The sequence below is a fragment of the Synechococcus sp. PH41509 genome, from assembly GCF_020514285.1.
Classification (GTDB): domain Bacteria; phylum Cyanobacteriota; class Cyanobacteriia; order PCC-6307; family Cyanobiaceae; genus Parasynechococcus.
Genome location: NZ_VTLD01000026.1, coordinates 54,993 through 76,454 on the forward strand (window position 1 = coordinate 54,993; position 21,462 = coordinate 76,454).

Annotated in this window: 30 protein-coding genes; 21 read left to right on the forward strand and 9 right to left on the reverse strand. The window is 52.9% G+C overall.

What is annotated here, in order from left to right; genetic code table 11:
* Nucleotides 1-43 precede the first annotated feature (43 nt).
* The 3 genes from FZZ88_RS10085 to FZZ88_RS10095 are packed head-to-tail and all read left to right on the forward strand — an operon-like array spanning nucleotide 44 to nucleotide 2,102.
* Nucleotides 44-1,000 (forward strand): orange carotenoid-binding protein, encoded by a 957-nt coding sequence (locus FZZ88_RS10085; protein ID WP_166017048.1) that lies wholly within the window; start codon nucleotides 44-46, stop codon nucleotides 998-1,000.
* On the forward strand, nucleotides 990-1,733 hold the full coding sequence (locus FZZ88_RS10090) for a fatty acid desaturase (protein ID WP_166017341.1): 744 nt from the start codon (nucleotides 990-992) through the stop codon (nucleotides 1,731-1,733). The genes FZZ88_RS10085 and FZZ88_RS10090 overlap by 11 nt, the downstream gene beginning before the upstream one ends.
* Before the next feature lie 48 nt (nucleotides 1,734-1,781).
* Nucleotides 1,782-2,102, forward strand: coding sequence for a hypothetical protein (locus FZZ88_RS10095; RefSeq protein WP_166017049.1), 321 nt, complete (start codon nucleotides 1,782-1,784; stop codon nucleotides 2,100-2,102).
* Between the two features lie 196 nt (nucleotides 2,103-2,298).
* Here the strand turns inward: FZZ88_RS10095 and FZZ88_RS10100 are convergent, their stop codons facing one another.
* Complete coding sequence (locus FZZ88_RS10100) at nucleotides 2,299-2,553, reverse strand: hypothetical protein (RefSeq protein WP_166017050.1); 255 nt, start codon at nucleotides 2,551-2,553, stop codon at nucleotides 2,299-2,301.
* On the reverse strand, nucleotides 2,546-2,854 hold the full coding sequence (locus FZZ88_RS10105) for a hypothetical protein (RefSeq protein ID WP_226423670.1): 309 nt from the start codon (nucleotides 2,852-2,854) through the stop codon (nucleotides 2,546-2,548). The genes FZZ88_RS10100 and FZZ88_RS10105 overlap by 8 nt, the downstream gene beginning before the upstream one ends.
* A 455-nt stretch (nucleotides 2,855-3,309) precedes the next feature.
* Between FZZ88_RS10105 and FZZ88_RS10110 the strand changes: the two genes are divergently transcribed.
* Nucleotides 3,310-3,579, forward strand: a complete 270-nt coding sequence (locus tag FZZ88_RS10110; protein WP_166017051.1) for a DUF1651 domain-containing protein — start codon at nucleotides 3,310-3,312, stop codon at nucleotides 3,577-3,579.
* Between the two features lie 678 nt (nucleotides 3,580-4,257).
* Nucleotides 4,258-6,000, forward strand: coding sequence for a gamma-glutamyltransferase family protein (locus tag FZZ88_RS10115; RefSeq protein ID WP_226423671.1), 1,743 nt, complete (start codon nucleotides 4,258-4,260; stop codon nucleotides 5,998-6,000).
* A 16-nt stretch (nucleotides 6,001-6,016) separates the two neighbouring features.
* Here the strand turns inward: FZZ88_RS10115 and FZZ88_RS10120 are convergent, their stop codons facing one another.
* Entirely contained in the window at nucleotides 6,017-6,409 is a 393-nt protein-coding gene (locus tag FZZ88_RS10120) for a DoxX family protein (RefSeq protein WP_166017052.1), read from the reverse strand.
* Between the two features lie 466 nt (nucleotides 6,410-6,875).
* Between FZZ88_RS10120 and FZZ88_RS10125 the strand changes: the two genes are divergently transcribed.
* Both FZZ88_RS10125 and FZZ88_RS10130 read left to right on the forward strand, forming a co-directional pair.
* Entirely contained in the window at nucleotides 6,876-7,049 is a 174-nt protein-coding gene (locus FZZ88_RS10125; RefSeq protein ID WP_166017053.1) for a hypothetical protein, read from the forward strand.
* A gap of 55 nt (nucleotides 7,050-7,104) precedes the next feature.
* Nucleotides 7,105-7,986, forward strand: a complete 882-nt coding sequence (locus FZZ88_RS10130; protein WP_166017054.1) for a GNAT family N-acetyltransferase — start codon at nucleotides 7,105-7,107, stop codon at nucleotides 7,984-7,986.
* A 29-nt stretch (nucleotides 7,987-8,015) separates the two neighbouring features.
* Here the strand turns inward: FZZ88_RS10130 and FZZ88_RS10135 are convergent, their stop codons facing one another.
* Both FZZ88_RS10135 and FZZ88_RS10140 read right to left on the reverse strand, forming a co-directional pair.
* Nucleotides 8,016-8,180: a hypothetical protein gene (locus tag FZZ88_RS10135; protein ID WP_166017055.1), complete on the reverse strand. Its 165-nt coding sequence runs from the start codon at nucleotides 8,178-8,180 to the stop codon at nucleotides 8,016-8,018.
* 548 nt (nucleotides 8,181-8,728) lie between these two features.
* Nucleotides 8,729-9,148: a hypothetical protein gene (locus tag FZZ88_RS10140; RefSeq protein ID WP_166017344.1), complete on the reverse strand. Its 420-nt coding sequence runs from the start codon at nucleotides 9,146-9,148 to the stop codon at nucleotides 8,729-8,731.
* Nucleotides 9,149-9,321: 173 nt separating this feature from the next.
* Between FZZ88_RS10140 and FZZ88_RS10145 the strand changes: the two genes are divergently transcribed.
* Entirely contained in the window at nucleotides 9,322-9,498 is a 177-nt protein-coding gene (locus tag FZZ88_RS10145) for a hypothetical protein (protein WP_166017056.1), read from the forward strand.
* Between the two features lie 130 nt (nucleotides 9,499-9,628).
* Complete coding sequence (locus FZZ88_RS10150; RefSeq protein ID WP_137006817.1) at nucleotides 9,629-9,820, forward strand: hypothetical protein; 192 nt, start codon at nucleotides 9,629-9,631, stop codon at nucleotides 9,818-9,820.
* 604 nt (nucleotides 9,821-10,424) lie between these two features.
* On the opposite strand, the gene FZZ88_RS10155 is transcribed toward FZZ88_RS10150, so the two are convergent.
* Nucleotides 10,425-10,694, reverse strand: a complete 270-nt coding sequence (locus FZZ88_RS10155) for a hypothetical protein (protein WP_115021808.1) — start codon at nucleotides 10,692-10,694, stop codon at nucleotides 10,425-10,427.
* 151 nt (nucleotides 10,695-10,845) lie between these two features.
* On the opposite strand from FZZ88_RS10155, the gene FZZ88_RS10160 reads away from it, so the two are divergent.
* The 6 genes from FZZ88_RS10160 (at nucleotide 10,846) to FZZ88_RS10185 (ending at nucleotide 13,980) form a co-directional block, all read left to right on the forward strand.
* Nucleotides 10,846-11,628: a GTP-binding protein gene (locus FZZ88_RS10160; RefSeq protein ID WP_166017057.1), complete on the forward strand. Its 783-nt coding sequence runs from the start codon at nucleotides 10,846-10,848 to the stop codon at nucleotides 11,626-11,628.
* A 5-nt stretch (nucleotides 11,629-11,633) separates the two neighbouring features.
* On the forward strand, nucleotides 11,634-12,449 hold the full coding sequence (locus FZZ88_RS10165; protein WP_166017058.1) for a metallophosphoesterase: 816 nt from the start codon (nucleotides 11,634-11,636) through the stop codon (nucleotides 12,447-12,449).
* The gene (locus tag FZZ88_RS10170) at nucleotides 12,449-13,159 is read left to right on the forward strand and encodes a phosphoesterase (RefSeq protein WP_166017059.1); all 711 of its coding nucleotides are present in this window, start codon (nucleotides 12,449-12,451) and stop codon (nucleotides 13,157-13,159) included. Before FZZ88_RS10165 ends, FZZ88_RS10170 begins: the two co-directional genes overlap by 1 nt.
* Nucleotides 13,160-13,227: 68 nt before the next feature.
* Nucleotides 13,228-13,485, forward strand: a complete 258-nt coding sequence (locus tag FZZ88_RS10175; RefSeq protein WP_166017060.1) for a hypothetical protein — start codon at nucleotides 13,228-13,230, stop codon at nucleotides 13,483-13,485.
* A 4-nt stretch (nucleotides 13,486-13,489) separates the two neighbouring features.
* Entirely contained in the window at nucleotides 13,490-13,711 is a 222-nt protein-coding gene (locus FZZ88_RS10180) for a DUF3721 domain-containing protein (protein WP_166017061.1), read from the forward strand.
* Nucleotides 13,708-13,980: a hypothetical protein gene (locus FZZ88_RS10185; RefSeq protein WP_166017062.1), complete on the forward strand. Its 273-nt coding sequence runs from the start codon at nucleotides 13,708-13,710 to the stop codon at nucleotides 13,978-13,980. Before FZZ88_RS10180 ends, FZZ88_RS10185 begins: the two co-directional genes overlap by 4 nt.
* A gap of 71 nt (nucleotides 13,981-14,051) precedes the next feature.
* Here the strand turns inward: FZZ88_RS10185 and FZZ88_RS10190 are convergent, their stop codons facing one another.
* Entirely contained in the window at nucleotides 14,052-14,225 is a 174-nt protein-coding gene (locus FZZ88_RS10190) for a conjugal transfer protein TrbI (RefSeq protein ID WP_166017063.1), read from the reverse strand.
* A 736-nt stretch (nucleotides 14,226-14,961) separates the two neighbouring features.
* Here FZZ88_RS10190 and FZZ88_RS10195 point away from each other — a divergent pair.
* Complete coding sequence (locus tag FZZ88_RS10195; RefSeq protein WP_166017064.1) at nucleotides 14,962-15,576, forward strand: helix-turn-helix domain-containing protein; 615 nt, start codon at nucleotides 14,962-14,964, stop codon at nucleotides 15,574-15,576.
* A gap of 362 nt (nucleotides 15,577-15,938) precedes the next feature.
* Nucleotides 15,939-17,519: an iron uptake porin gene (locus FZZ88_RS10200; protein ID WP_166017065.1), complete on the forward strand. Its 1,581-nt coding sequence runs from the start codon at nucleotides 15,939-15,941 to the stop codon at nucleotides 17,517-17,519.
* A gap of 97 nt (nucleotides 17,520-17,616) precedes the next feature.
* On the opposite strand, the gene FZZ88_RS10205 is transcribed toward FZZ88_RS10200, so the two are convergent.
* Nucleotides 17,617-17,904: a hypothetical protein gene (locus tag FZZ88_RS10205; RefSeq protein ID WP_370520004.1), complete on the reverse strand. Its 288-nt coding sequence runs from the start codon at nucleotides 17,902-17,904 to the stop codon at nucleotides 17,617-17,619.
* A gap of 15 nt (nucleotides 17,905-17,919) precedes the next feature.
* Nucleotides 17,920-18,588 carry a Fe2+-dependent dioxygenase gene (locus FZZ88_RS10210; RefSeq protein ID WP_166017066.1) on the reverse strand — a complete coding sequence of 223 codons (669 nt, stop codon included), beginning with the start codon at nucleotides 18,586-18,588 and terminating at the stop codon, nucleotides 17,920-17,922.
* A 116-nt stretch (nucleotides 18,589-18,704) separates the two neighbouring features.
* Here FZZ88_RS10210 and FZZ88_RS10215 point away from each other — a divergent pair, with 116 nt between their 5' ends.
* The 4 genes from FZZ88_RS10215 (at nucleotide 18,705) to FZZ88_RS10230 (ending at nucleotide 21,424) form a co-directional block, all read left to right on the forward strand.
* Nucleotides 18,705-19,709 carry an extracellular solute-binding protein gene (locus tag FZZ88_RS10215; RefSeq protein WP_166017067.1) on the forward strand — a complete coding sequence of 335 codons (1,005 nt, stop codon included), beginning with the start codon at nucleotides 18,705-18,707 and terminating at the stop codon, nucleotides 19,707-19,709.
* A 141-nt stretch (nucleotides 19,710-19,850) separates the two neighbouring features.
* Nucleotides 19,851-20,435 carry a ferritin gene (locus tag FZZ88_RS10220; protein WP_166017068.1) on the forward strand — a complete coding sequence of 195 codons (585 nt, stop codon included), beginning with the start codon at nucleotides 19,851-19,853 and terminating at the stop codon, nucleotides 20,433-20,435.
* Nucleotides 20,436-20,900: 465 nt separating this feature from the next.
* Nucleotides 20,901-21,194 carry a 2Fe-2S iron-sulfur cluster-binding protein gene (locus tag FZZ88_RS10225; RefSeq protein ID WP_115092970.1) on the forward strand — a complete coding sequence of 98 codons (294 nt, stop codon included), beginning with the start codon at nucleotides 20,901-20,903 and terminating at the stop codon, nucleotides 21,192-21,194.
* 32 nt (nucleotides 21,195-21,226) lie between these two features.
* Nucleotides 21,227-21,424, forward strand: a complete 198-nt coding sequence (locus FZZ88_RS10230) for a hypothetical protein (RefSeq protein WP_166017069.1) — start codon at nucleotides 21,227-21,229, stop codon at nucleotides 21,422-21,424.
* Nucleotides 21,425-21,462: the final 38 nt, after the last annotated feature.

The following is a 21,462-nucleotide window of genomic DNA, read 5'->3' on the forward strand; positions in this document are numbered from 1 at the left end:
GAAACATAGTGTTACAGTCTGTAAACACCTTGTTACGTCCTGGATGTTCACGCTCGATAAAGCTCGTCAGATCTTCCCGGACACCCTTACTGCTGATGCCGTTCCGGCCATCACAGCCCGCTTCCAACTGCTTTCCGCAGAAGACCAGCTGGCACTGATCTGGTTCGCCTACCTCGAGATGGGTCAGACCATCACCATCGCCGCCCCCGGCGCTGCACGCATGCAGTTGGCTCGTCCGACCCTTGACCAGATCTTGGCCATGAGTTTCGACGAACAGACAAAGGTCATGTGTGACCTCGCGGGCAAGATCAACAGCCCGATCTCCAATATCTATGCATACTGGTCGGTGAACGTAAAGCTCTGCTTCTGGTACGAGCTGGGCGAATTCATGCGCCAGGGCAAAGTCGCCCCCATTCCCCAGGGCTACAAGCTTTCGGCCAACGCCAAGTCGGTGCTGGAAGCGGTGAAGAAGGTCGAGCAAGGCCAGCAGATCACCCTGCTACGCAACTTCGTTGTCGACATGGGATTTGATCCCAACATTGACGACACAAAGATCGTTACGGAGCCGATCGTCGCCCCCACACCGGTGGATGAGCGCGAAGAGATCTTCATTCCTGGCGTTCTCAACCAGACGATCCTCAGCTACATGCAGCTGTTGAACGCCAACGATTTCGATCAGCTGATTGATCTGTTCCTCGACGACGGCGCTCTCCAGCCCCCCTTCCAGCGTCCGATTGTGGGCCGTGAAGCGATCCTGAAATTCTTCAAGCGAGATTGTCAGAACCTGAAGCTGATGCCCCAAGGAGGCTTCGGTGAACCGACTGAAGGTGGTTTCAACCAGATCAAAGTCACCGGCAAGGTGCAAACCCCCTGGTTTGGCCGCGAAGTGGGCATGAACGTCGCCTGGCGCTTCCTGCTCGACGACAACGACAAGATTTACTTCGTCGCGATCGACCTTCTCGCCTCACCCGCTGAACTGCTGAAACTTGGTGCCAAATGACGGCCTGAAGCCCTCTGTTCAGCGAGGCCTACAACTAGGAGCACTGATCTCAGTCTCCTGGCTGGTCACGCTGATCATTGGTCTGCGTATTGAGCTGAATCAGCTGCATCCCCTGCTGATCACCAGCTGGATTCTGTGTCGCAGCTTCCTGCACACCGGACTATTCATCCTTGCCCACGACGCCATGCACAACAGCTTGGCGCCTGGTCATGCCCTGATCAATCAGAGAATTGGCCGGGTGTGTTTGTGGATGTACGCGGGTCTGAATTACGACGTCTGCAGATCGAATCACCGCCGACATCACCTGATGCCGGAATCGGAAGCCGATCCAGACTTCTGCCCGACCAACAACCGCTCCGTTGTGGCCTGGCTGACTCGCTTTCTGAGAAATTACCTCAATCCGGCGCAACTCAGCAGGCTAATCCTGGTTTTGATGGTTCTTTTGTTGGCAACCTCCAGCGATCAAAACCATCCATGGATCACAGTTTCCATTACATATCTGCTTCCCTTGCTCATCAGCACCGGACAGCTTTTCTTTGTTGGCACCTACTTGCCCCATCGCAAAGAACACCCTAAAGAGAGCCATGAAGTTTCAATTAAAAGCCTGAATCTTCATCCTTTTATATCTCTTCTCGCTTGTTACCATTTTGGCTATCATCGCGAGCACCACAACAACCCGAACGCTCCCTGGTTCCTGCTACCAGAACTGCGCACGGGTCAATTTATTCACTGAGGTCTGGCTCAATCCAGACGCTCGACGTTATCCCTCCTCATCCACCACATGTCTGCGACCGACTGGACCTCTGAAGAAGAAGCGGTGGCGCGGCATGCCTTCGCATTGGGCAAGCAACGATCCGTGGTGACCTTGATTGAAACTCTCAAGGACCAGAGCGCCAAACTTGACACACCAGAATCGATCTGGAGCCTGCACGATTTTTTAAGCACCGAGCGCTTTCAATACGAAGGAAGAATGGAATTTGATTTCAGCAATATTCTGTTCACACTGGCCGACATGATCAAGCAAGATTTGATCAAATACGACGATCTAAACGGACTCAATCAACTCAAATTGAGCAAGATCAAAGCCATGTCGATGTTCTGAAAAACTGCATACCTTTTCAGGATTGTTGCTCCTGAATGGATCAGAGAGTTTTTAGAAGTCTTCGCCGAAACTCCCCCACATGAGTACGGCTCGAAGTACAGTCGTCATCAGCGCTAAACCAGAGATATCGTCGCAAGCCTGATTAACCCAGCACTCAAGCCATTCCTCTGAGGTCGACTGAAACTATGTTTTGGATTTAAGGATTGCTGTTGAGCTGGCTCTTCAGCTCGGCAAGACGATTCATGAGTTGCTCATAGCGTCGCATCGAAATTTTATCTTTGTAATCCTTCAGTGCCAATGCAAGTACGGCAATTTCCTTCTCAACTTTTCGTCTCCTGCTCTCCTTGATCGCTTCTTCCGCTAGGCCCATCAGAAAGTCTCCTCGCGGGGCAAAGCCTGGAGGGTCGTCACTTGGCTGGCTTGGATCATGCAAACCGCCAGGATCAATCATCGTCGAGGGCTTTTTCGGCAACGTCAGCCGCCACTAGAAAAACATAAGAAAGTGCATTCATACGACTTGCAAGATCCCTAATCGAGTCAATAATTTCTTTTCTCGACAGGCCACTTTCTCGCTGGAGGCGAATAATTTCATGGGTCAAACGAGTCTCATTGTCTCGACCGTAGCTGTACGCAGTTCCAAAACAATCCTCACTTTTCTCATCATTCCTGCAGGCTTGCGCGAAGTCCGAGGCTATTTTTTGGGAAAAATCTTCAACCTGACTGCTTTCCATTATTGCCAAACGGATTTGCATAAATATAATCGATCAGGGCATGAAGTAGCATTAATTTATCAGGCCAATAATTCAAGCTTCTCACACTTGCTTATAAGTCGATAGCAAAACTTTATGTTTTTTCGTTGAGAACCAAAAAGATCTTTATTGCCTGCCCTCTAAGGAGAGGACAGTGCAAAACTCTCTTGCCTGAGTGGGACATTGGTCGCAATCCAGGCCTTCGGAGGCTTCTCTGATGCGTCTTTTTGACTGAGAAGAGCTTCTTTTTTTGGAGCATCACAAAGGTGTGAATCGATGTTCCTCAACTGAGATTGCCATCGCCATCCAGGACACTCTGTTCATTCCCTGGCAATCCCAACTGTTCGCGCTCGATTTGGCCCACCAGTCATGATCAGGCTTGCCATCATCACGTCGGGGCACCGCTCCGGCAGCACGCGCTTCACAGAGCTGTCTTCTGTTGCCGTCGCGCCACCCCCTTGCCTCGATACCGCGCCACCCACGAACCAACGGAAAAGCCAGGCGGTGAAGGCTGGCTGGTGAGCCCTGAGCAGCAAATGGTGGTGCAGTTCAAACCAGACTCAGCCACCGTCCATTCCCAGTGGGTTGCGGTGCACACCTACTACTGGGTTCCGCCTCGGCCACCGATGCCACAGACCCGCCGGCGGATGCTCCGCCACAACGCGATCGAAGCGTGGAACACGATGCTCAAGACAGGCTGGCAGCGCTGCTCTCCCCCCGTGCGCTGATGAATGTCAATGACAAATACTGGACCAAAACAACAGCTTCCGCCAAGGTTGCAAAAGTCACAATGAATTGATGACCAACGGATCCGGCACGTGGGTTAACAATCAGCCCCCAGCAGCATTTGAGAAGCTCTGGAGAGGCTTGGCACTGGTAGGAGCCATCCACATTGGAGGGATGCTGATCAACGTCATCTTCCAAATGATGGGAAACAGCAGCTTGGATGGCATTCCTGCAAAATTCCTTGGTCTTTGATCAATCCCAGCCCGACAACGCCATAGGAATGCAGCCCCCGCTTGGACGGGGGTTTCTTTTTGCCCAGTTGAAACGAGCTGCCAGAGGAAACAGCAATCAGCAATACCGCGCAAAGACCCAGCCCTCTCATGCTGAGCAAATTTACCCATTGTTAAGAGAGATTGAGTAGCATTAAGTTCTGCCCGCATGCACGAGTTGTTCCTGAGGAGTGGGCTCTTTGGGAACCTTTTTTTCGGTAAGTTGTCTCACAGGACTGCGATGTATCCCGTAGGTGGGCCTGCGGATACATCTCTTCCTAGACAGGTTTAGCCCTTGGATTGAAATCCAAGGGGGGTGAGTGAGGGAATCTGATCACTTTTTCCTCCAAAAACCTTTGCAGTGAAGTTTTCATTGCCACAAGCAGGAGCGGGCTCCCTCGGATCAGAGCCTTGCTGCTGGCTCTGACGCTCTTGATCTGCCCCCCGATAACAGCGGCACCGATCAGCCGCGATGATCCGGAATCGGCCGACCCCGCCAGCAAGGGCATCTCCAGCGCCAGCGGATCAGCCGTGGTGGTCACCGCCAATCCCCTGGCCAGTGAAGCTGCGCTGAGAATTCTCAGGGAGGGCGGCACCGCCGTCGATGCCCTGGTCACCGCGCAAGCGGTACTGGCCGTGGTGGAACCACAGAGCTCCGGCCTCGCAGGCGGCGGATTCCTCCTCCACTGGGATGCAAAGCAACGCAGCTTGGAAGTGTTGGATGGCCGTGAAGTGGCCCCCGAGCGCAGCCAGCTCGACGACCTGCTCAACCCCTCGGGTAGTCCCCTCCCCTGGCGAGAGGCCACCGCCAAAGCCAACGCCATCGGCATTCCTGGCACCATTGCCCTGCTTTGGGAGGCGCACCAAAACCACGGTCGTCTGGCCTGGGCCCACACCTTCCAACCGGCGATCCGCCTGGCCAGCGTTGGCTTTCAACCGAGCCCCCGGCTGCGGCGCTCCATTCGTCTTGCCCAGCGTTTCGGTGTGGCCCACAGCCCCGGTTTTCAGGCGCTGTACCTGCCCGGTGGCCAGCCCCCGCCGGCGGATCAACCGTTCCGCAACACCGCCCTATCCCAGACCCTGAGGCTGCTGGCCCGTGACGGTGGGCCGTCCTTCTATCAAGGGCCGTTAGCGCAGCGAATCCTCGACGGGATCAATGCCCTGCAGGCCAGCGAACCAGACTTCCGTGGCTGGAGCCCAGTCGATCTGAACAGCTATGCCGTGCTGGATCGCGCCCCCCTCTGCCGCCAACAGCTTCAACATCAGATCTGCACGATGCCGCCCCCCAGCAGTGGTGGGTTGGCGCTGCTGCAGACCCTCGCTCTGCTGAGCCAGAGCAGCGATCTTCCAGGGTCCAGCGCAGCAGAGCCTGAAATCTGGAGGCAGCTGGGCCGAGCCCAAGCCTGGGCCGATGCCGACCGCCTTTATTGGGTGCGTGACCCGCGCGATGGAGCGGTTCCCACCGTTGGCTTGCTCGATCCGGGGTACATCGCAAAGCGAGCCAAGGCCATGCAGATCGCCGAGGCAACGCAACCCACTCCAGGGCTGCCACCGGGGACGGATCGCTACCCCTTCGGTCGGCCTGGTCAGGGGCAGGAGCAGGGGACCACCCAGATCACGATCGTGGATGCCGGAGGCAATATTGCCTCCTACACCTCCTCAGTGGAGACAATCTTTGGGAGTCGGCACCTGGTGGCCGGCATGGTGATGAACAATCAGCTCACCGACTTCGCCTTCAGCCCCAGCCTTGGCGGCAAACCGGTAGCGAACCGTCGCCTGCCAGGACGGCGGCCGATGTCGTCGATGGCGCCCACCCTGGTGTTCCGTCATGGTCAACCGGTGCTGGCCCTCGGCAGCCCTGGCGGTCGGAGCATTCCGCATCTACTCAGCCGGGTGTTGGTGGCATCAATGGTCTGGAACGAGCCGCCAACGCGAGCGGTGGCCCTGCCCCATCTCTCCAGGCGGGGCGAGACGCTGGTGCTGGAAAACGATCCCCCGCTCGCCTGGCCGTTCCCGCTGGAGCAGCTGACAACAAAAGGGCCACTACGTCGTCAGCCCATTGGCAGCGGCACCGCCCTGGTGCAGAAAATCGATGGTGCTTGGCAAGGGGTGGCAGACCCGCGCCGTGAGGGAACTGCCCTGGCCCTGCCATGACCCAGCCAACGGGCGATCAACCCTTGGAGCGGATGTTCGTGAAGCTGGGCACTCCATTGCCCCAGGCTCGGGTGATGGCCAGGATCAACGCTCCGATCAAGGCCAGGTTCATCGCGAAACCACTGTCCACCGGGAAGGTGTGAAAGATCAGCGTGGTGGGCACCAGGAACAACAGCAGCAGGGAAGCCCCCAGCACCGTATTGCTACCGAACACCAGCAGAATCGATCCGGCGATCAACACCACAATTGCCGCCACCAGCAGAACCGATGCCAGCGGCTCAGGAATGCCCTTGGAGGCAATGAAGCCTGCCGTTTCAGCGAAGTTGCTGAACTTCCCCGGCAATGCATTCACAAACACGGCCGCCATCAGCACCCGGCCGAGAAAGTCGAACAGCTTCGAAGCAGTCATGGTCAGCAAAAGCCCGCAGGGGCACGTGAGTCATGAGAATCACCCTAGGGAGCAACTGTTCATTCTGAACAGCCATAAAAAAACCCCTGAGGGTCGAGCCTCAAGGGTTGGTCCTCTCATGAACATCTGTCCGGGTCAAGCGTCGCTCAGGAGGCTGCAACACAGGGAGAGGAGAACCGCCCGCAACGGTTCGGATCTCCCCTTCCCCAAGCCGAAACAGACGGCCAAGAGCCCATCACGACAGGATCGGCGACCTACAGGTCGACGTATCCCCTGACAGGGGGATGGAGATCCGGTTGCAGACGCAGTAAGACGGGTGCATTCACGGCAAAGCCATGAAGCTTGACCTGGCTCACGCGCAACCGATGGGACATCTCATCGTTGAGGGAAACCACAGACCATTTCACGCTCTTGCCTGTGCGCTACGGCCAGCAACACTGCGGATCGGACGGAAGGTCTCAGACCGATGACAGCCAATCCTCAACGTTTTCTCGTTCGCTACAAAACAGACGACGGTAGCCAACACACGCTGCAACTCCAGGCAGCTGATCGCCAAGAGGCGCGCATCGTCGCCATGGAAACCAATGCGTACGTGCGCCGTTATCCAACCAGTGTGGATTCAATTCTCCGGGCCGCCTGACGGCGCCTGAAAATTGTTCGAACACTCAGGTTGCTGCCCCCTCGCCTGACTGTCGATGTTGGAGATCAAACCATTCACGACATCCGACCTTGACTTTGTGACAGGTCTGGCCCGTGAACAGGGTTTCGCTCCTGGTGTGGGCGATATCGAGATCTATGCCAACACCGATCGCCAGGGGATCTGGTTGGCTTGGCAAAACAACCAGCCGTTGGGATGCATCGCCGCGGTGACCTACAACCCCTGCTACGCCTTCATCGGCCTGTTTGTTGTGAAGCAGGACCATCGCGGCCAGGGCATCGGCCATCGCCTCTGGCGACATGCCCTGCAGACGCTAAAGAGCGTGGAGTGCATCGGTCTAGAAGCAGCGGTGCAGATGGTTGGCTTCTATGAAAAAGCCGGTTTTCAGAAGGATTGCGTCACCACTCGCCGGCAGATGTTGTGCCTGAGCGATCAATCGAACAACCCGAACACAACCCTTCTCCATCGCAGCGACATCAACGTCGTGTCATTGCGCGACATCTCACTAGAGGCCATCCAGCGTTACGACGAACGCCACGAAATCAGCCCGCGCCCCCATTTCCTTGAACTGTGGCTTCGCCACAAGGCCGGGGAGGTGTTCGTGGCCATGGATACAAAGGGTGAATGCCATGGCTATGTGCGCATTCGACCCTGCCTCCTCCCGATTGGCGACGGTTGGCGGGTGGGGCCATGGCTTGCAGAAGACGCTGGGATGGCATCGCTATTGCTAAACAACGCCATGGACCGCCATAAGGGAGTCGTTTTGATCGACACCCCCGGGCACAACCACTCCGCCAAAACCCTTACAACGGCGAAGGGTTTCAAGCCCATGGGATCAACGGTGCGCATGTACAAAGGCGTGATGCCGAAAGGCCACGATCGCAACGTTTATGGCCTGGCCTGCCTCGAGCTGGGTTGATCTGCCTGAACAGACCTGAGCGGCACTGATCACTCCACAAGGAATTCGCTACGCAACGCCCGCGCATCCTGGATGCGTTGCCCCATGGCGAGCTGGCGAAGACGTGTGTTCAACCAGGCACGCAGTCGTGTGGATGAGACCGACTTGTTCAGCAGGCCATCCGAAAACTCAGGCGCGCCAAAGGGAATGGTCATCAACCGCGGACGGCGGCTCAGGTTAATCAGATCAAGGCCACGGCCTTCCCACTTTCAGCCGATTCAGCCCTGAAAGGCAATGCGTGTTCGTGCTGATTGCCGGGACTCGACCCACCCCCAAGAATGTGTCCATCGAGATCGGAGGCGTCCATGGGTGACGACGGTCCAACCGAGCAGACGTCAGAAGCAAACTGACTTTCAGGCCCCTGCTCCAACAGTTTTCACACCTCTTGTCGGGTGCGCCCTTCGACGGGCCTTGTGCGAAAGGCCAGGCCGATCGGCACTCCATCTGCACCGTGTCAGGTGCCCTAAGGAGCCCCCTTCACCCGACCCCTTGGAACATGGCCCCAGGTGCCACGAGCCAGACGCTTCGACTTTCCTTCAGCCGAAAACCTGATGGAGTGCGTCATGCACAAGCGAGCGATCTAGGCCGCCCGTTCATCGGAACGGGACGGCCACTTCAAGCCTGAACGACACCGTTCAGAACCAGACCCCCGGCCCCCTCCGTCAAAGGGGTCGGGGGTCTGCTGTTGCGAAGCTTGCTTGAGTCAGGCCTTCCGCTTTTGATCCGCCTGCCGCAACTGTTCCCGCAGGATGATCGGGTCGTCACAGTGGGATCGCCGGTACAGCGCCTTGATCTTCCGGGATTCCTCATCGAGCAATTCCAACTCGACCGCATCGGCCATGCCCACAGTGAAATCTGCGATCTGGCGGTCTTCAAACTGATTCTCCAAAGCCATCAACTCCTTCAACGAATCACTCATATAGAGGCAACTGGACGCCATCAATTTGAGATTTTCCCGGATTTTTAGATCCGCCTGCTCCCGCACATCCCGCGCTTGTTCGAGCGTCGCAATCAAATCACTACTCGCCGACTCTTCGCTCATGGCAGCAAACACCGGTAAAGCTGTTGCGCAACCCAGCACCAACACCAACAGCAACGCCAGAACGGATTGCAGAACCCTCATCCGAACCTCGAAAGACACGTCACGATAAAGAAGCTGACCCTGGCAGCCACCCCTCGAATGGGGGAGAAGTCGCCTGGGATCAGTGCAGACAACCACTCGAATGGGTGATGTGTTGCGATCACATGTTCGCGATGCTTTGGGGGACAAGACGAGACCAGGCGCAGCAAAAGACCATGACAAGCACAACGGCCAAAGCACAACTGCTGGAGCTGCTCACCGAACCCATCAAGGGTTGCAGGGGGCTTTACGCCCATCGGCAAGACCTGATGCAACGCGTGATGCGAATGCCAGACCTGGAAGTGCGGGATCACCTTGTTCGACTCAAGGCCAGTCACTTCCCAGGAACCTGAGGCCGACGAAGGCACAGGCCTGGATCCCTAAGAAACACTGAGGGAGGCAAAGAAAAGCAAACCCGTATCAGATGTCGCAGTCAAGTCCAATTTGAAATCCGTAGGACGGTTTTGCCTCAAGCGTCGCCCTATGGCCGAGCCTCTGCATCTGCCGTACTCCGTTCAAGGCAACGGAACAGTCGAATCCATTGGACATCACTTCTACCGGGTGTGCGGCCCGGCAGGATGCACCGTCGTGATGGGACTCAGCAATGCCCTCTATCTGAGCCGAAACGTTCCGGCAGTTGGGCGTAACAGCGGCTCACGCAGGCGACTGAACTAGATCTTGCGCAAAGCGATGCCACTCACAGCAGGGCCATAAGTTGCAACCGGATCCGCAGCATGAATAAGAAAGAAACACTGCATCCATTGGCAGTGGTCGTTATGTTGAGATCCCCCATCACCTGGCCCGCTGCTTTGGCGGGCTTTTTTGTGATTAGACCCCAGAGAAAGGCCTAGGTGAGCTGAACTGCAGGCCAGCCACAAAAAAGGGAGGGTTCCCTAGTCCCTCCCCTTGTTCGACGCAGATTCCCCCTGTTCTGAGCTGGGGGTCACCCTTTCATTGTGTATCGCCAAGAACCAATAAACATCGGTGCTTTCACCTAGGGGCAGACAAACGCATCACCCCCATCCATCGACACCGCCCCCACTGGCGACCCAAGACACAACGCCTGCTCAGGGATCCAGAACACCGGCATCGAGATTGCAATCGGGATTGAGCTTGATCAGCATCCAGAGCAACATGGCCGAACAATCACGATCACTGACGCCGTAATCGTATTTCCAGTCAGTCACCATAGAGGTGAGCTCATGTTGAGCCTGGGTAACAAATTCATCATTCCATTCCTGCACGAATTACCCCCAGAACTTCAGGTCAGGCCTTGCATTCACTCCTCTTCAAGATCTTCTTCTCTCACATAGAAGGGCTCATCCACACCGGGCTCATCGTTCTCCAGAACCAAAACCTTTAAGGAGTCATCACTTTCAAAAACAAAAAGGCCATCCTCGTCAGGATGCACCCCCTTCATTTCGGGATGCTGATTAACCAGGCGATCGAGACGACGGTTCTCCTTCCAGAATTTGAAGCCTTTTTCAAACAGATAAACCATCAGAGCCAAGTTCACCAGCGCGAGGGCGAGGAACTCCAAGGCCTGCATAGGTCAAAACCGAGTTCTGGTGACCCTAGCGAGAGATGCAAGCACAGCCCATAACAAGCGATACCAACCTCAATGCAATGGAGCCGAAGCGCGACAGGACAGCGACGAGCGACCATAATGAGAATGATTCTCGAGCTTTGTGGAGGCTGCGATGGGTCAGGTGTGCCTGATTTCAGGTCCTCCGGGGTGCGGAAAAACATCCTGGGCACTCAAAACACTTCAAGATCACGGCGGCCCCTGCGCCTACCTGCGCCTGGAGGAAGAACCAGAAGCGGGGCTTGAGCAGGGAGCCGACAGCGGTATCGACCTGAACTGGCTCAAGGACCAGATCCCCAGGCTTGAGGAGGCGACGCCATCCAATGCAGCAGACCTGAAGGAGGAGGACGATGCGCTCACGTTGATCGAAGTTCAGAGGTTTCGTACTCCCACCCAGGAGGGCATCGATGGCTTCGGAATCAACGTCCGCTCAAAGCTGGACGCCTTGCAGCTGCGACCTGACCAAGTCATGCACTTTGGGCGAGACCCAGAGTTGCCTTCGAATGACACCTTGGAGTTCAGCAAGCTTGAGGCTTGGCATACATCCCTTTCAGGTTGTGTATGGGACCCAGACAGCCTCAGCAGCTTCTGGTTTGAACTCGTCAATGGTGCCTACGGCGATGTGTACCGCGCCAAAGGATTGATGAATCTCCCCGACGGGCGTTCATTTTTCTGCAATTGGATGGTGAGCCAACAGGGATCACAGTTTCTGCCCTTGGACGCCACGGCTCCCCCCACAGGGCGCCCCAGTCGAACTTCAGAACTGGTCGTTCAAGGCAAGGCACTCAATCCTGAAGGAATGCAAGCAACCATCAACGATTGCCTGCTCGCAGATGACGTGCTCATCGCGCAACAACAACAGCTCCAGCAACAACAACAACCCTCATTGGAAAGCTGACTGACATGAAGCATGCCGTCATCTCCTGTTTGCACGCCAACCTGGCAGCCGTTGAGGCCGTCCTCGACGACATTGACTCCCACGGGATCAAAACCATCACCTGTCTGGGCGACCTTGTTGGTTACGGACCTCAGCCCAATGAGGTGGTGGAGTTGGTGCGACAGCGCCAAATTGCCACGTGCCAGGGGTGCTGGGATGAGGACATCATTGATGGCTTGAATGCCTGTGAATGCAGCTATCCCTCCCAGCTGGCGGAACGTCGAGGCCATCGTGCCCACCACTGGACAGCCGCAACGCTCACGGAGGCGAACAAAGCATTTCTGGCCGAACTGCCCATGACATTCCGCAGAGACAAGCTGCTGTTTGTGCATGGCAGTCCCAACAGTCAGCACGAGTATCTGTTGCCTGACATGAACGCATTTGCAGCCCTTGAGCGGGTGGAAACAGCGGGAGCGGAAACCTTGTTCTGCGGCCACACCCACCAGCCCTATGTGCGCGAACTACGGCAGGGGTCCATTCGGGTGAAGGTGCAACAACGCGATCAAGGCACAACAACAGAACATGAGCTGGAACTGCCAATGCGGCGGATCGTCAACGCTGGTTCCGTGGGGGAACCACGTCATGGGAGCACGAAGGCGACCTATGTGATCCATGACGACAACACAGGAGACGTCACCATTCGAGAGGTCGACTACGACGTCGCCAAAACCTGTCAGGCCATCGTTGATGCGGGATTACCGGAGGTGTTTGCCTGGAGGCTCAGCCACGGATTCGAATACGCCGAGCGGGCTGAAGACGCCAGCCACGTGTGTGAGCGCTGATGGAACGCTGGGCCCTGGTGAGTGGTCTCCAAGGAGACCTGGATCTGTACGAGCAGATCCAGAAGGAGTTAAAGCAACAGCGGGGTGTTGCCAATCTCTTCGTTCTCGGTGATTTGATCGGATCACAACGCAAGTGCAATGCACTGCTCGAGCGTCTGAGACAGCCGCATCGCGCTGATCTTCAGCCCGAGTGCATTTATGGCTGGTGGGAAGAGCAGCTGCTTGCTGAGTCTGGCTACCGCGGGGAACGCAAGGCTGAAGGTCTCAGACAAGAGCAAGGAGAGGCTGGCGTCAACGCACTTCTTGCTGCCGTGGATGCAGACCATCTCAACTGGCTGGCATCGCTGCAATTTGGTTTCATCGAACTCGACTGCGCCCTTATCCATGGCAGTTCAGCTGATGTTGGTGACCAGCTGACACAAGACACTTCTGCCCTGGTGTTGTTGGATCGCCTGACGCGACTGGATGTCAATCGCCTCTTCACAGCACGCTGCCAGAGTCAGTTCAGGCTTGAACTTTCCGGTGGATCGATCCAATCGCATGTGAAGGACCATGCCGGAGAAGAGCAGAGCGAACAAGCCGTACCCAAGCGCAGCGTGATCGGTATTGGCGGAGGGAGGAACTACACCCTGTACGACCCCGCAACGGATCACATCGAATTTCGGATTGCAGGAGAACCCGTCCACGCCTCAGGGCTGGGCTTTGGCTGACTGCCTCGTTCATTCAGGCCAAACAAACCGAAAGGGCGTTCATACGCTGGGGCAATCGCAATCAGTTCATGGACGATCACAACCAACAACAGCTCACGGTGCGTGAAATGGTGAGAGCCCACGCTTATCCGCTGCTGGCTGCAGTTAGCAGCCTCAGCCTGCTCAGCATTGCTGTTCTGTTGATTCCGCAAGCGGTCAAAACCGATCGCTACAACCGCTGCGTCGATGCCCAGATCGCCATGCGGGTCGCGATCAACAGCGACGGACACACACAACCCGGCAAGATGAATGACCTGAAAGCCATCGAACACTGCGAAGGCTTCTGAACCAATGCCCGCCATCCAGCCTTTAACGGCTCTTGCCGTCGGTGTCGTGACCCTCTTGGTAAACCAAACGCCAGGATTGGCCCACGGCAAAGGGCTCTACGCCACCGAGGCGGAAGCTCAGCAGCGAGCTGCCGAAATCGGTTGCACCAGCGTTCACGAGAACAACGGACGCTGGATGCCTTGCGCTGATGAACGGGAACTCCATCAACAGCTGCGCAAGCAATGAAAACCTCCAGAACAACCAGCCGTCAGGCACGACGCATCCACCGCTGGCTGGTGCCAATCGCCGCAGCACCACTGCTGATTACAGCGGGCACTGGCTCCCTCTACAGCTTGCTCCTTGAGCGGAACATCGATGCCTTCTGGCTGCTCAAGCTACACACGGGACAATTCGGCTGGCTGAACCTCCAACCGATTTATCCAATCCTGCTGGGAGGGCTGACCATTGCTGTCACCGTGTCAGGGCTGACGATGCTGCTGAAACCATGCCGCTGAACGACGCGGCAGTCAAAAAACAGCAGGCAAAACAAACAACAAGAAAGGGAGTTGAGCTCAACCCAACTCGCTCACTCCGCGCAGGTGCATCCACAGGAACCGCTGCCATGGCATGGCTCGTTGTTGGGGTGTCCGCTGGCACAGGCCTCTGAACAGAAGTTCAGGCCATGCAGAATCACAGCTTTAGTCTCCTGAACCTCGCAGGTGCAACGCTCACAAGCACAACGAAGTAGCGCTGAAGACATAACGGACGGATGATCTGCGGATATCTATAGAGGCTTGAAACATCAGAGGCAAATAAAAGAACAAACCAACACAAAGAGCGAAGAAAATAGCGAGAATGATTATCAGCAAAAAACGCGACTAAAGGCTACAGAGCACTTAGAGGCACGAGCCGTCAACAAAACCGATAAAGACCAAGAGAGGCGGTTATAGATAAAAAGCTTCAAAAGGCAGGCCCAAAAGAGCAGGAAGCCAATAGCTACACGAGAGACAACAATTGACTACGCTCAAACGTTCACAAAAAAGAAAACATGAAACATAATGCGAGACAATAAAAGGATCCTCAAGTGAAAAATGCCATCAGAAAGTATCAACAAGCATCGCCATCGAGCCAAAACACTCAATGACATCAAAGACTGGTGTTTTGGACGAGCATCGCACCTTTCCCTTGCAGGCCAACACCAGGCCGCTCAGGCACTAACCAACGAGCACATGGAAGCCCTTGAGACGATCAGGCCGGAAAAAATGCTGTGGTTGAAGCATTAACAGACAGAGCACCCTTATCACGACGGCGTAATGTGTCATATCGAACTTCAAAAAGAGCAAATATCACAACAACGAACAAAGCCAACAATCCACAACGTGCTATAAAATCCATTCAGTACGAAACAACGATGATTTGTTTATACAGAACAGTAATCAAATAAGCGGTAACTCAACTACACCAGGAAGTATCAAAAAGCACACGTCAAAACGTCAATGAATACGAAGGGCGGGCACAACTCCAGGAGAAGCAGGCCAATACTGCTTAATGCTTCGGAAACAGTGCTTCTCGAGAGGCCTAGAGATAAAGAAGACGTAGAAATAAAAGTAGAGAATGGAATCATAAGAATTAGCGCCTATCAAGAAGGCAAAATAATTGACTTAACTTTAGCTTTTGCATGTAAATCTGAACCATGCAGATTCAATTACCCTGAAGAATTAGGGATAAGAATAGAGGCGATAACAGAAACAAGATGCCAAGCAAGCTATGGCCATGATCCAGAACAAAGATCCAACGACAGCATCATGGAATGGGTATTACAGCTACACATTGTCAGACTCGAAACAAACACAGAAAGTCGTCTCATGAAATTATTCCAACTATTAACGACCAGGCTTGGGATACGCACAACCGAGGGTTATTTGCTAGAACACACACTCTCTCATGGACGCATCGCTGAAATCATTGGAACCACAAGATCGACTGTTTCCAGAAGTATAAGCTCACTCAGAAAATCAGATAAAATCTACATTGACGAATTAAAGAATCAACTGATATTGCCGGCAAATCAAATCAATGACCACACCGACATGTTCCACCCTTCCATTTAGAACACTTTGACTTTTTACAGCCCTTCTTCTTGCTCTGCCGTAAATTGTCGTCGGATGAATTTGCCAAGATCCGATGGGAATCAACTTCTTAACTCTAATCGCTCCAACAAGCCCAAAACACGGATAAGAGTAACAAATGACACAAGCCCGTGAGCCTTCTTATTGATATTTGCCGAGACACAGCGAAGCCCCGATCAGACCACAGACATCGCCAAAAAAGGGCTGCGATGAGGCTGACAATGCAGAAAGAACAAGCAGATGTATAAAAAGCTACCCGAGAGTGCTGAAAACGAGTAACAGCAAATACAGCGCAACGGCAATATGGGCATGCCCATTTTGGGCTTTCCTGTGTGAGGAATTCAATGAAGCTTTTCCAGCAACTGCTGGTGGCTCCTGCTGCCCTTGGCCTTCTGGCCAGTGGCGCTAATGCCGCCGAGCTGAACATCAACGGCGTCTCTGATTACGCCTCTTCCGCTGATCAGGTGACCAGCGTCACCCAGTTCTCCGACGTCTACCCCACCGACTGGGCCTATCAGGCTCTGGCGAACCTGGTGGAGCAGTACGGCTGCGTGGCCGGCTACCCCAACGGCACCTTCCGTGGCAACCGGGCCATGACCCGCTACGAAGCGGCTGCCCTGTTGAACGCTTGCCTCGACCGGATCACTGAAGTGACCGACGAGCTGCGTCGCCTGCTCAAGGAATTCGAAACTGAGCTGGCCATCCTCAAGGGTCGCGTTGACGGCCTCGAGGCCCGTGTTGGCGAACTGGAAGCAACCCAGTTCTCCACCACCACCAAGTTGCGTGGTCAGGCTGACTTCTTCACTGGCGCAGTGAAGTATGCCGATCGCGACGAGTGCAACGAAAAATCGCCTGGTTCCTGCGAGAGCGATGGATTCAACTTCTCCTATCGCTACACGCTGAACCTCGACACCTCCTTCACTGGCAAGGATCGCTTGTATACCCGTCTTCGCACGGGCAACATGAAGAACGTCTGGACCGAATCAGACTCTTATCTGGCTGATGCCAAGAGCGGCGACAACACCATCAAGGTGGACAAGCTCTGGTATAGCTTCCCGATCGGCAACGAGTTCAAGGTCACCGTTGGTGCGTTGATCGAGAACTATTACATGATCGAAACGCCAACCCGTTACAAGCCGATCCTCAAGGCATTCAAACTGGGTGGTTACGGAGCTGTTCTCGGTGCCAGCACTGGCCAAGGCTTTGGTGTGCAGTGGCGTCAGGATGTCGATCCTGGTGATGCAGCATTCAATATTGCTGTGAACTACGTTGCCGACGGTGGTGACGGTGCGAAGAGCGGTTCCAAAAAGCAAATGTTCGGTGAAGACACCGATGCCTACCTGCTCAGCCAAGTTGGCTACGGCAACCGCAAGTGGCATGTTTCAGCGCTCTACGCTCTGAAAAATGCTCAACAGGACAAGGTTTGTGTAACTGACGAGCTGGGTGTGAAAACCTGCACGATCAAGACAGAAGCCAAGGCGGCTATGGGTTACTCCACACCCACGGCAAAGGATCTGGCTCACCCCCTCCACGCCGTTGGCCTTCGCGGCTACTGGTCACCTGAAGACAGCGGATTCATTCCCACCATCAGCGCTGGTGTGGACTTCGGCTGGTCTGATAGTGAATACCGCGGCAACTCCGAAGCCGTTAAGGGCTGGATGGTTGGCCTGAACTGGAATGACGCCTTCATGGAAGGCAACAAGCTGGGACTTGGCTTTGGTTCCTACTCCAGCTATGCAACCGAAGTTCAGGGGCAGAAGGCTGACGACCAGAACTTTGCAATCGAAGGTTATTACGACTTCCGTGTGACCGACAACATCACCATCACACCTGCTGTGTTCTGGGTTGATGATGCAAAGGGCAAAGATCAAGTGAATGGTGCCAACAAGTTTGGCGGTCTCGTCAAGACGACCTTCAAATTCTGATCCACATTTGATCAAAACACTGGCGCCCCACGGGGCGCTTTTTTTTTACATAAAAAAAGAGGGGCAAATGCCCCCTGAAATCAATGGCGGGTAAGAGTCACCAGCAGTTCTCACCCTCTCCAATAGGAACGCAGATATCTTCTTGTTCGGCTTTTTTCTTAAGAGCAGCAGCATCAGAATCCAACACACTTTCCTCATCAACAGCTTGATCTGTGGTCCATTCCTTAAGGCCACCCGCATCCTGAGCACGCAAAGCTGGTGCAGATGCAACAAGAAGCGAAGTCGCAGCGACGAAAACTGAGATAGCAGAGGGCTTTGGCATTTGAATAAAGCTAACTGTCCAATTGTAGGAAAGAGGGAGCCATAAAATACCAGTATTGAACATATCAAAAGCTACAAATCAGCTCGACAGACGGCGAACAGCATTCGTATAGCTTTGAAAAATCAAATCAAGTTCATCCGATCGGCCATGACGGGCAAGCAAGCCGCGAGCACCAGCATCAAGATTAAAAAGCAAGGAACGATCTTCCATAGACTTCACATAACTTTCAATCCAACCAACACAAACAAATCGTGCTCCACTTTCAACAGGTTGAACACAATGGAGCAGGGAGGAAGGATAAACAACAACTTGGCCAGGGGCCAATCTAAATTCTGTAGTCTTATCTCCACCACTTTGAATTGATAAAGAGCCTCCCTGGTAGGAGTCTTCATCACTCAAAAACACTGTAAAAGACAGGTCACGTCGGCCATAACGAGAGAAAGGATTATCAACATGCCATCCATAACGATCACCAGAATGAGATCTAGAAATCAACAGACTGTGAACCTTGCGAACAAGTGTAAAACTCTTGATCAATGGATCATTAGTAAGTGCTGTTGAGATTTGATTGGTAATCGAAAGAGTAAGCTCGGAGTTGGGGTCAAGTTGATGGTTCTGTTTGACTAACGCCGCCTGATCGCCGGCGGTTAGACGACCATCACGCCAAGGGAGGTTGGGAGCCAGAAGTCGTTGTTGAATATTTTGTATTTGATCAAAAGGCAACAACGTATGGGTAATAAATTCCATCGATCAAAGAGAAAACGGCATTGAGCTGCTCTGAGCATTTGCTACATAAGCTGCGTTCATATAAAGCTGACAATTCACAGACCAGAAGTAGAATAGTTAGGTATGTAATTCTAGACATGCTCAGATTCTTTGCCACGCTGCTGCTAGTTGCCCCATTCGTCGCCATACCTTCAGCAGAGGCAAAAGAAGTAAGAGTTTACTCAGGCCGACACTACAATACTGACAGGAAAGCCTTCAAACAATTTAGCGAGCAGACCGGAATCAAAGTAAGACTGATCGAAGCAACAGGGATTTCACTTGTTGAAAGGCTTAAGAGAGAAGGGGCCAATTCAAAAGCAGATGTAATTCTTCTGGTTGACTCGGCGAGAATCAACAACGCTGCTGAGGCAGGGCTGCTGCAACCCGTAAAGACGGATAAACTGCTATCGAACATCCCCGCACGTTATCGAGATCCTGCAAATCGATGGTTTGGTTTCACAAGACGCATAAGAGCAATTATTGTTAATCCAAATATCGTCAATCCAAATACAATTGAAACATATGCAGATTTATCAAATCCAAGCTTGAAAGGCAAACTGTGCCTACGCAAACGGAAGAACGTATATAACCAGTCGCTTGTGGCAGACCAAATTATTCTGAAGGGCCAAGCGAAAGCAAGTTCATGGGTCAAGCAAATGGTCAGCAATGTAAGCCAACCATACTTCTCCGGTGACGTTTCACTAATTCGCGCAGTGGGGCAAGGAAAATGTGGAGTCGCGCTAGTAAATCATTATTACCTGGCGAGAATGCAAGCAGGAGCAAGTGGAAAGAATGATCAGAAATTAACCTCAGGAATAAAATTAATCATGCCAAATCCAGCCCATGTGAATATCAGTGCAGCTGGAGTCGCAAAATCAGCTCAAAACAAAAAAGAGGCGATCGAGTTTATTGAGTTCCTTTCATCTCCACAAGGAACTCGATCGATCGCAGGCCCAACATTTGAGTACCCACTAAAAGGGTTTGGGACGTCAAAAGAATTGAAAAAGTTTGGTCGGTTCACTCCGGACAATGTCTCAATAAGCGCTCTTGGGTCAACACAAAAAGCTGCAATACAAGTAATGGCCAACGCTGGCTGGCGGTGATTCGGAAACCAAAAAATATCAAAAACATCAATCCAGTCATCATCTTTTGATAATGACTCTCATTTAACTTGGTGCATATAACACACGCTTTCTACAATTCGATTCGCAAGTACGTATCATTTGATCAATTGCTCAAGAGGAATGCTTTCAACATCCCGCTCGAATGCTGCGACTTCTATTGAAACTGGCCCTTCAGGTCGGGCAGTTGCGGAAGCAATAAGTCCTGAACTTTTGAATGCCATCCAAGATCACCTCAACATGGAAAGGCAGGCACACGCCTCATATTTCGCCGCAGCAATCTGGTTTGCTGAACGAACACTGAAGGGGTTTTCTCGATTCTTCCGAGACGAATCAAGCAGTGAGCATGAGCATGCTGCACAATTCGCCGAATACATCATCGCTCGCGGTCAGAGCGTTGAACTGAAGACCGTTGAGGCTCCGTTGCAGAACTGGGAATCGCCAGCCGATGTCATGGCATCTGCATTTCAAATGGAGGTTGATGTGACGGCCTCATTGCAACAGCTTTACTCCATGGCAGAGAGAGTGAGTGATACACGAACAACAGTATTCCTCGACCCCATGGTTGAGATGCAAACACAATCTGAATATGAATTCGGACATATGCTGGGACGCGTCAAATTCGCCGATAATCAAGCGGCAGCCTTATTGCTCATCGACAGCGAGCTGGATCAAGGGAATAACAAACCAGCCTCTCTTCAGGCATAAGTGAGAAAATCACTCCTTGAGACAGGATCAATTACGGACATCTTTATCATGAGGATGTCCGTAATCCTTGTGGATCAATAATAAAACATTTTATGTCGCGCATAAGTGATTTAGGTGAGACCTCTAAATACTCAGCAATTAGCTTATGTGTCCACCCTTGATTCCTTAGGGCCATAGCAATCTTCAGGCGTTTTTTACGCCAACCGCTTGCATGCCCTAAGTAGTGAGAGACCTTGGAAGAAGATTGAGTATCCATTTGTAGAATTTACTGCTATAAAAAATACGCCATACCCATTCCTGAATCATTCCATAAACATACCAATAAGAGTATTGCAAGGATCACTCAATCAAACAAAAGCAACACCACCCAAGAGAAGCTATACATGTAACCAATGGAACATTAAGATGGTAAAATTTAATCAGGTAATTTGGATACTTAAGGTAATGTAGATTTTATTTTCAAAAATGGCGTCGTTCAAAATTGAATTGAGACTCCCTGATGGAACAAAACATTTTGAATGCCCTGATGATGAATATGTACTTGAAGCAGCAGAGCAAGCTGGGATAGACATGAGTTATTCCTGTAGAGCGGGAGCATGCAGCACCTGTGTGGGAAAAATCATTCAAGGAACAATTGACCAATCAGATCAGAGTTTTCTAGACGACGACCAAATGGAAAATGGTTATACACTGCTTTGCGTAGCATATGCCACATCAGATTTAGTCGTAAAGACAGATTGCGAAGATGAGCTTTGGTGAGGATAGAGATATTCATTTAATTGAGTAGACAAATGACTGAAACGCACAAAAGCGAATCAAGTCTTGTGGAGCAATATCTGCACATTGCATGCTTCAACAAAATCAGCGATAGTATCTTTAGAGACATGCTTGACTACGAAGCTAAAGCCGATCCCATCGAAAAGAAATTGATTAAGAGGATAAGAGATCAAGTAGAGCAGGGCAAAGTTATGCTTTCTTGTCCCGATTAGAAAAACACTGTGACAACTCCACTTGTAATAAAGAATAC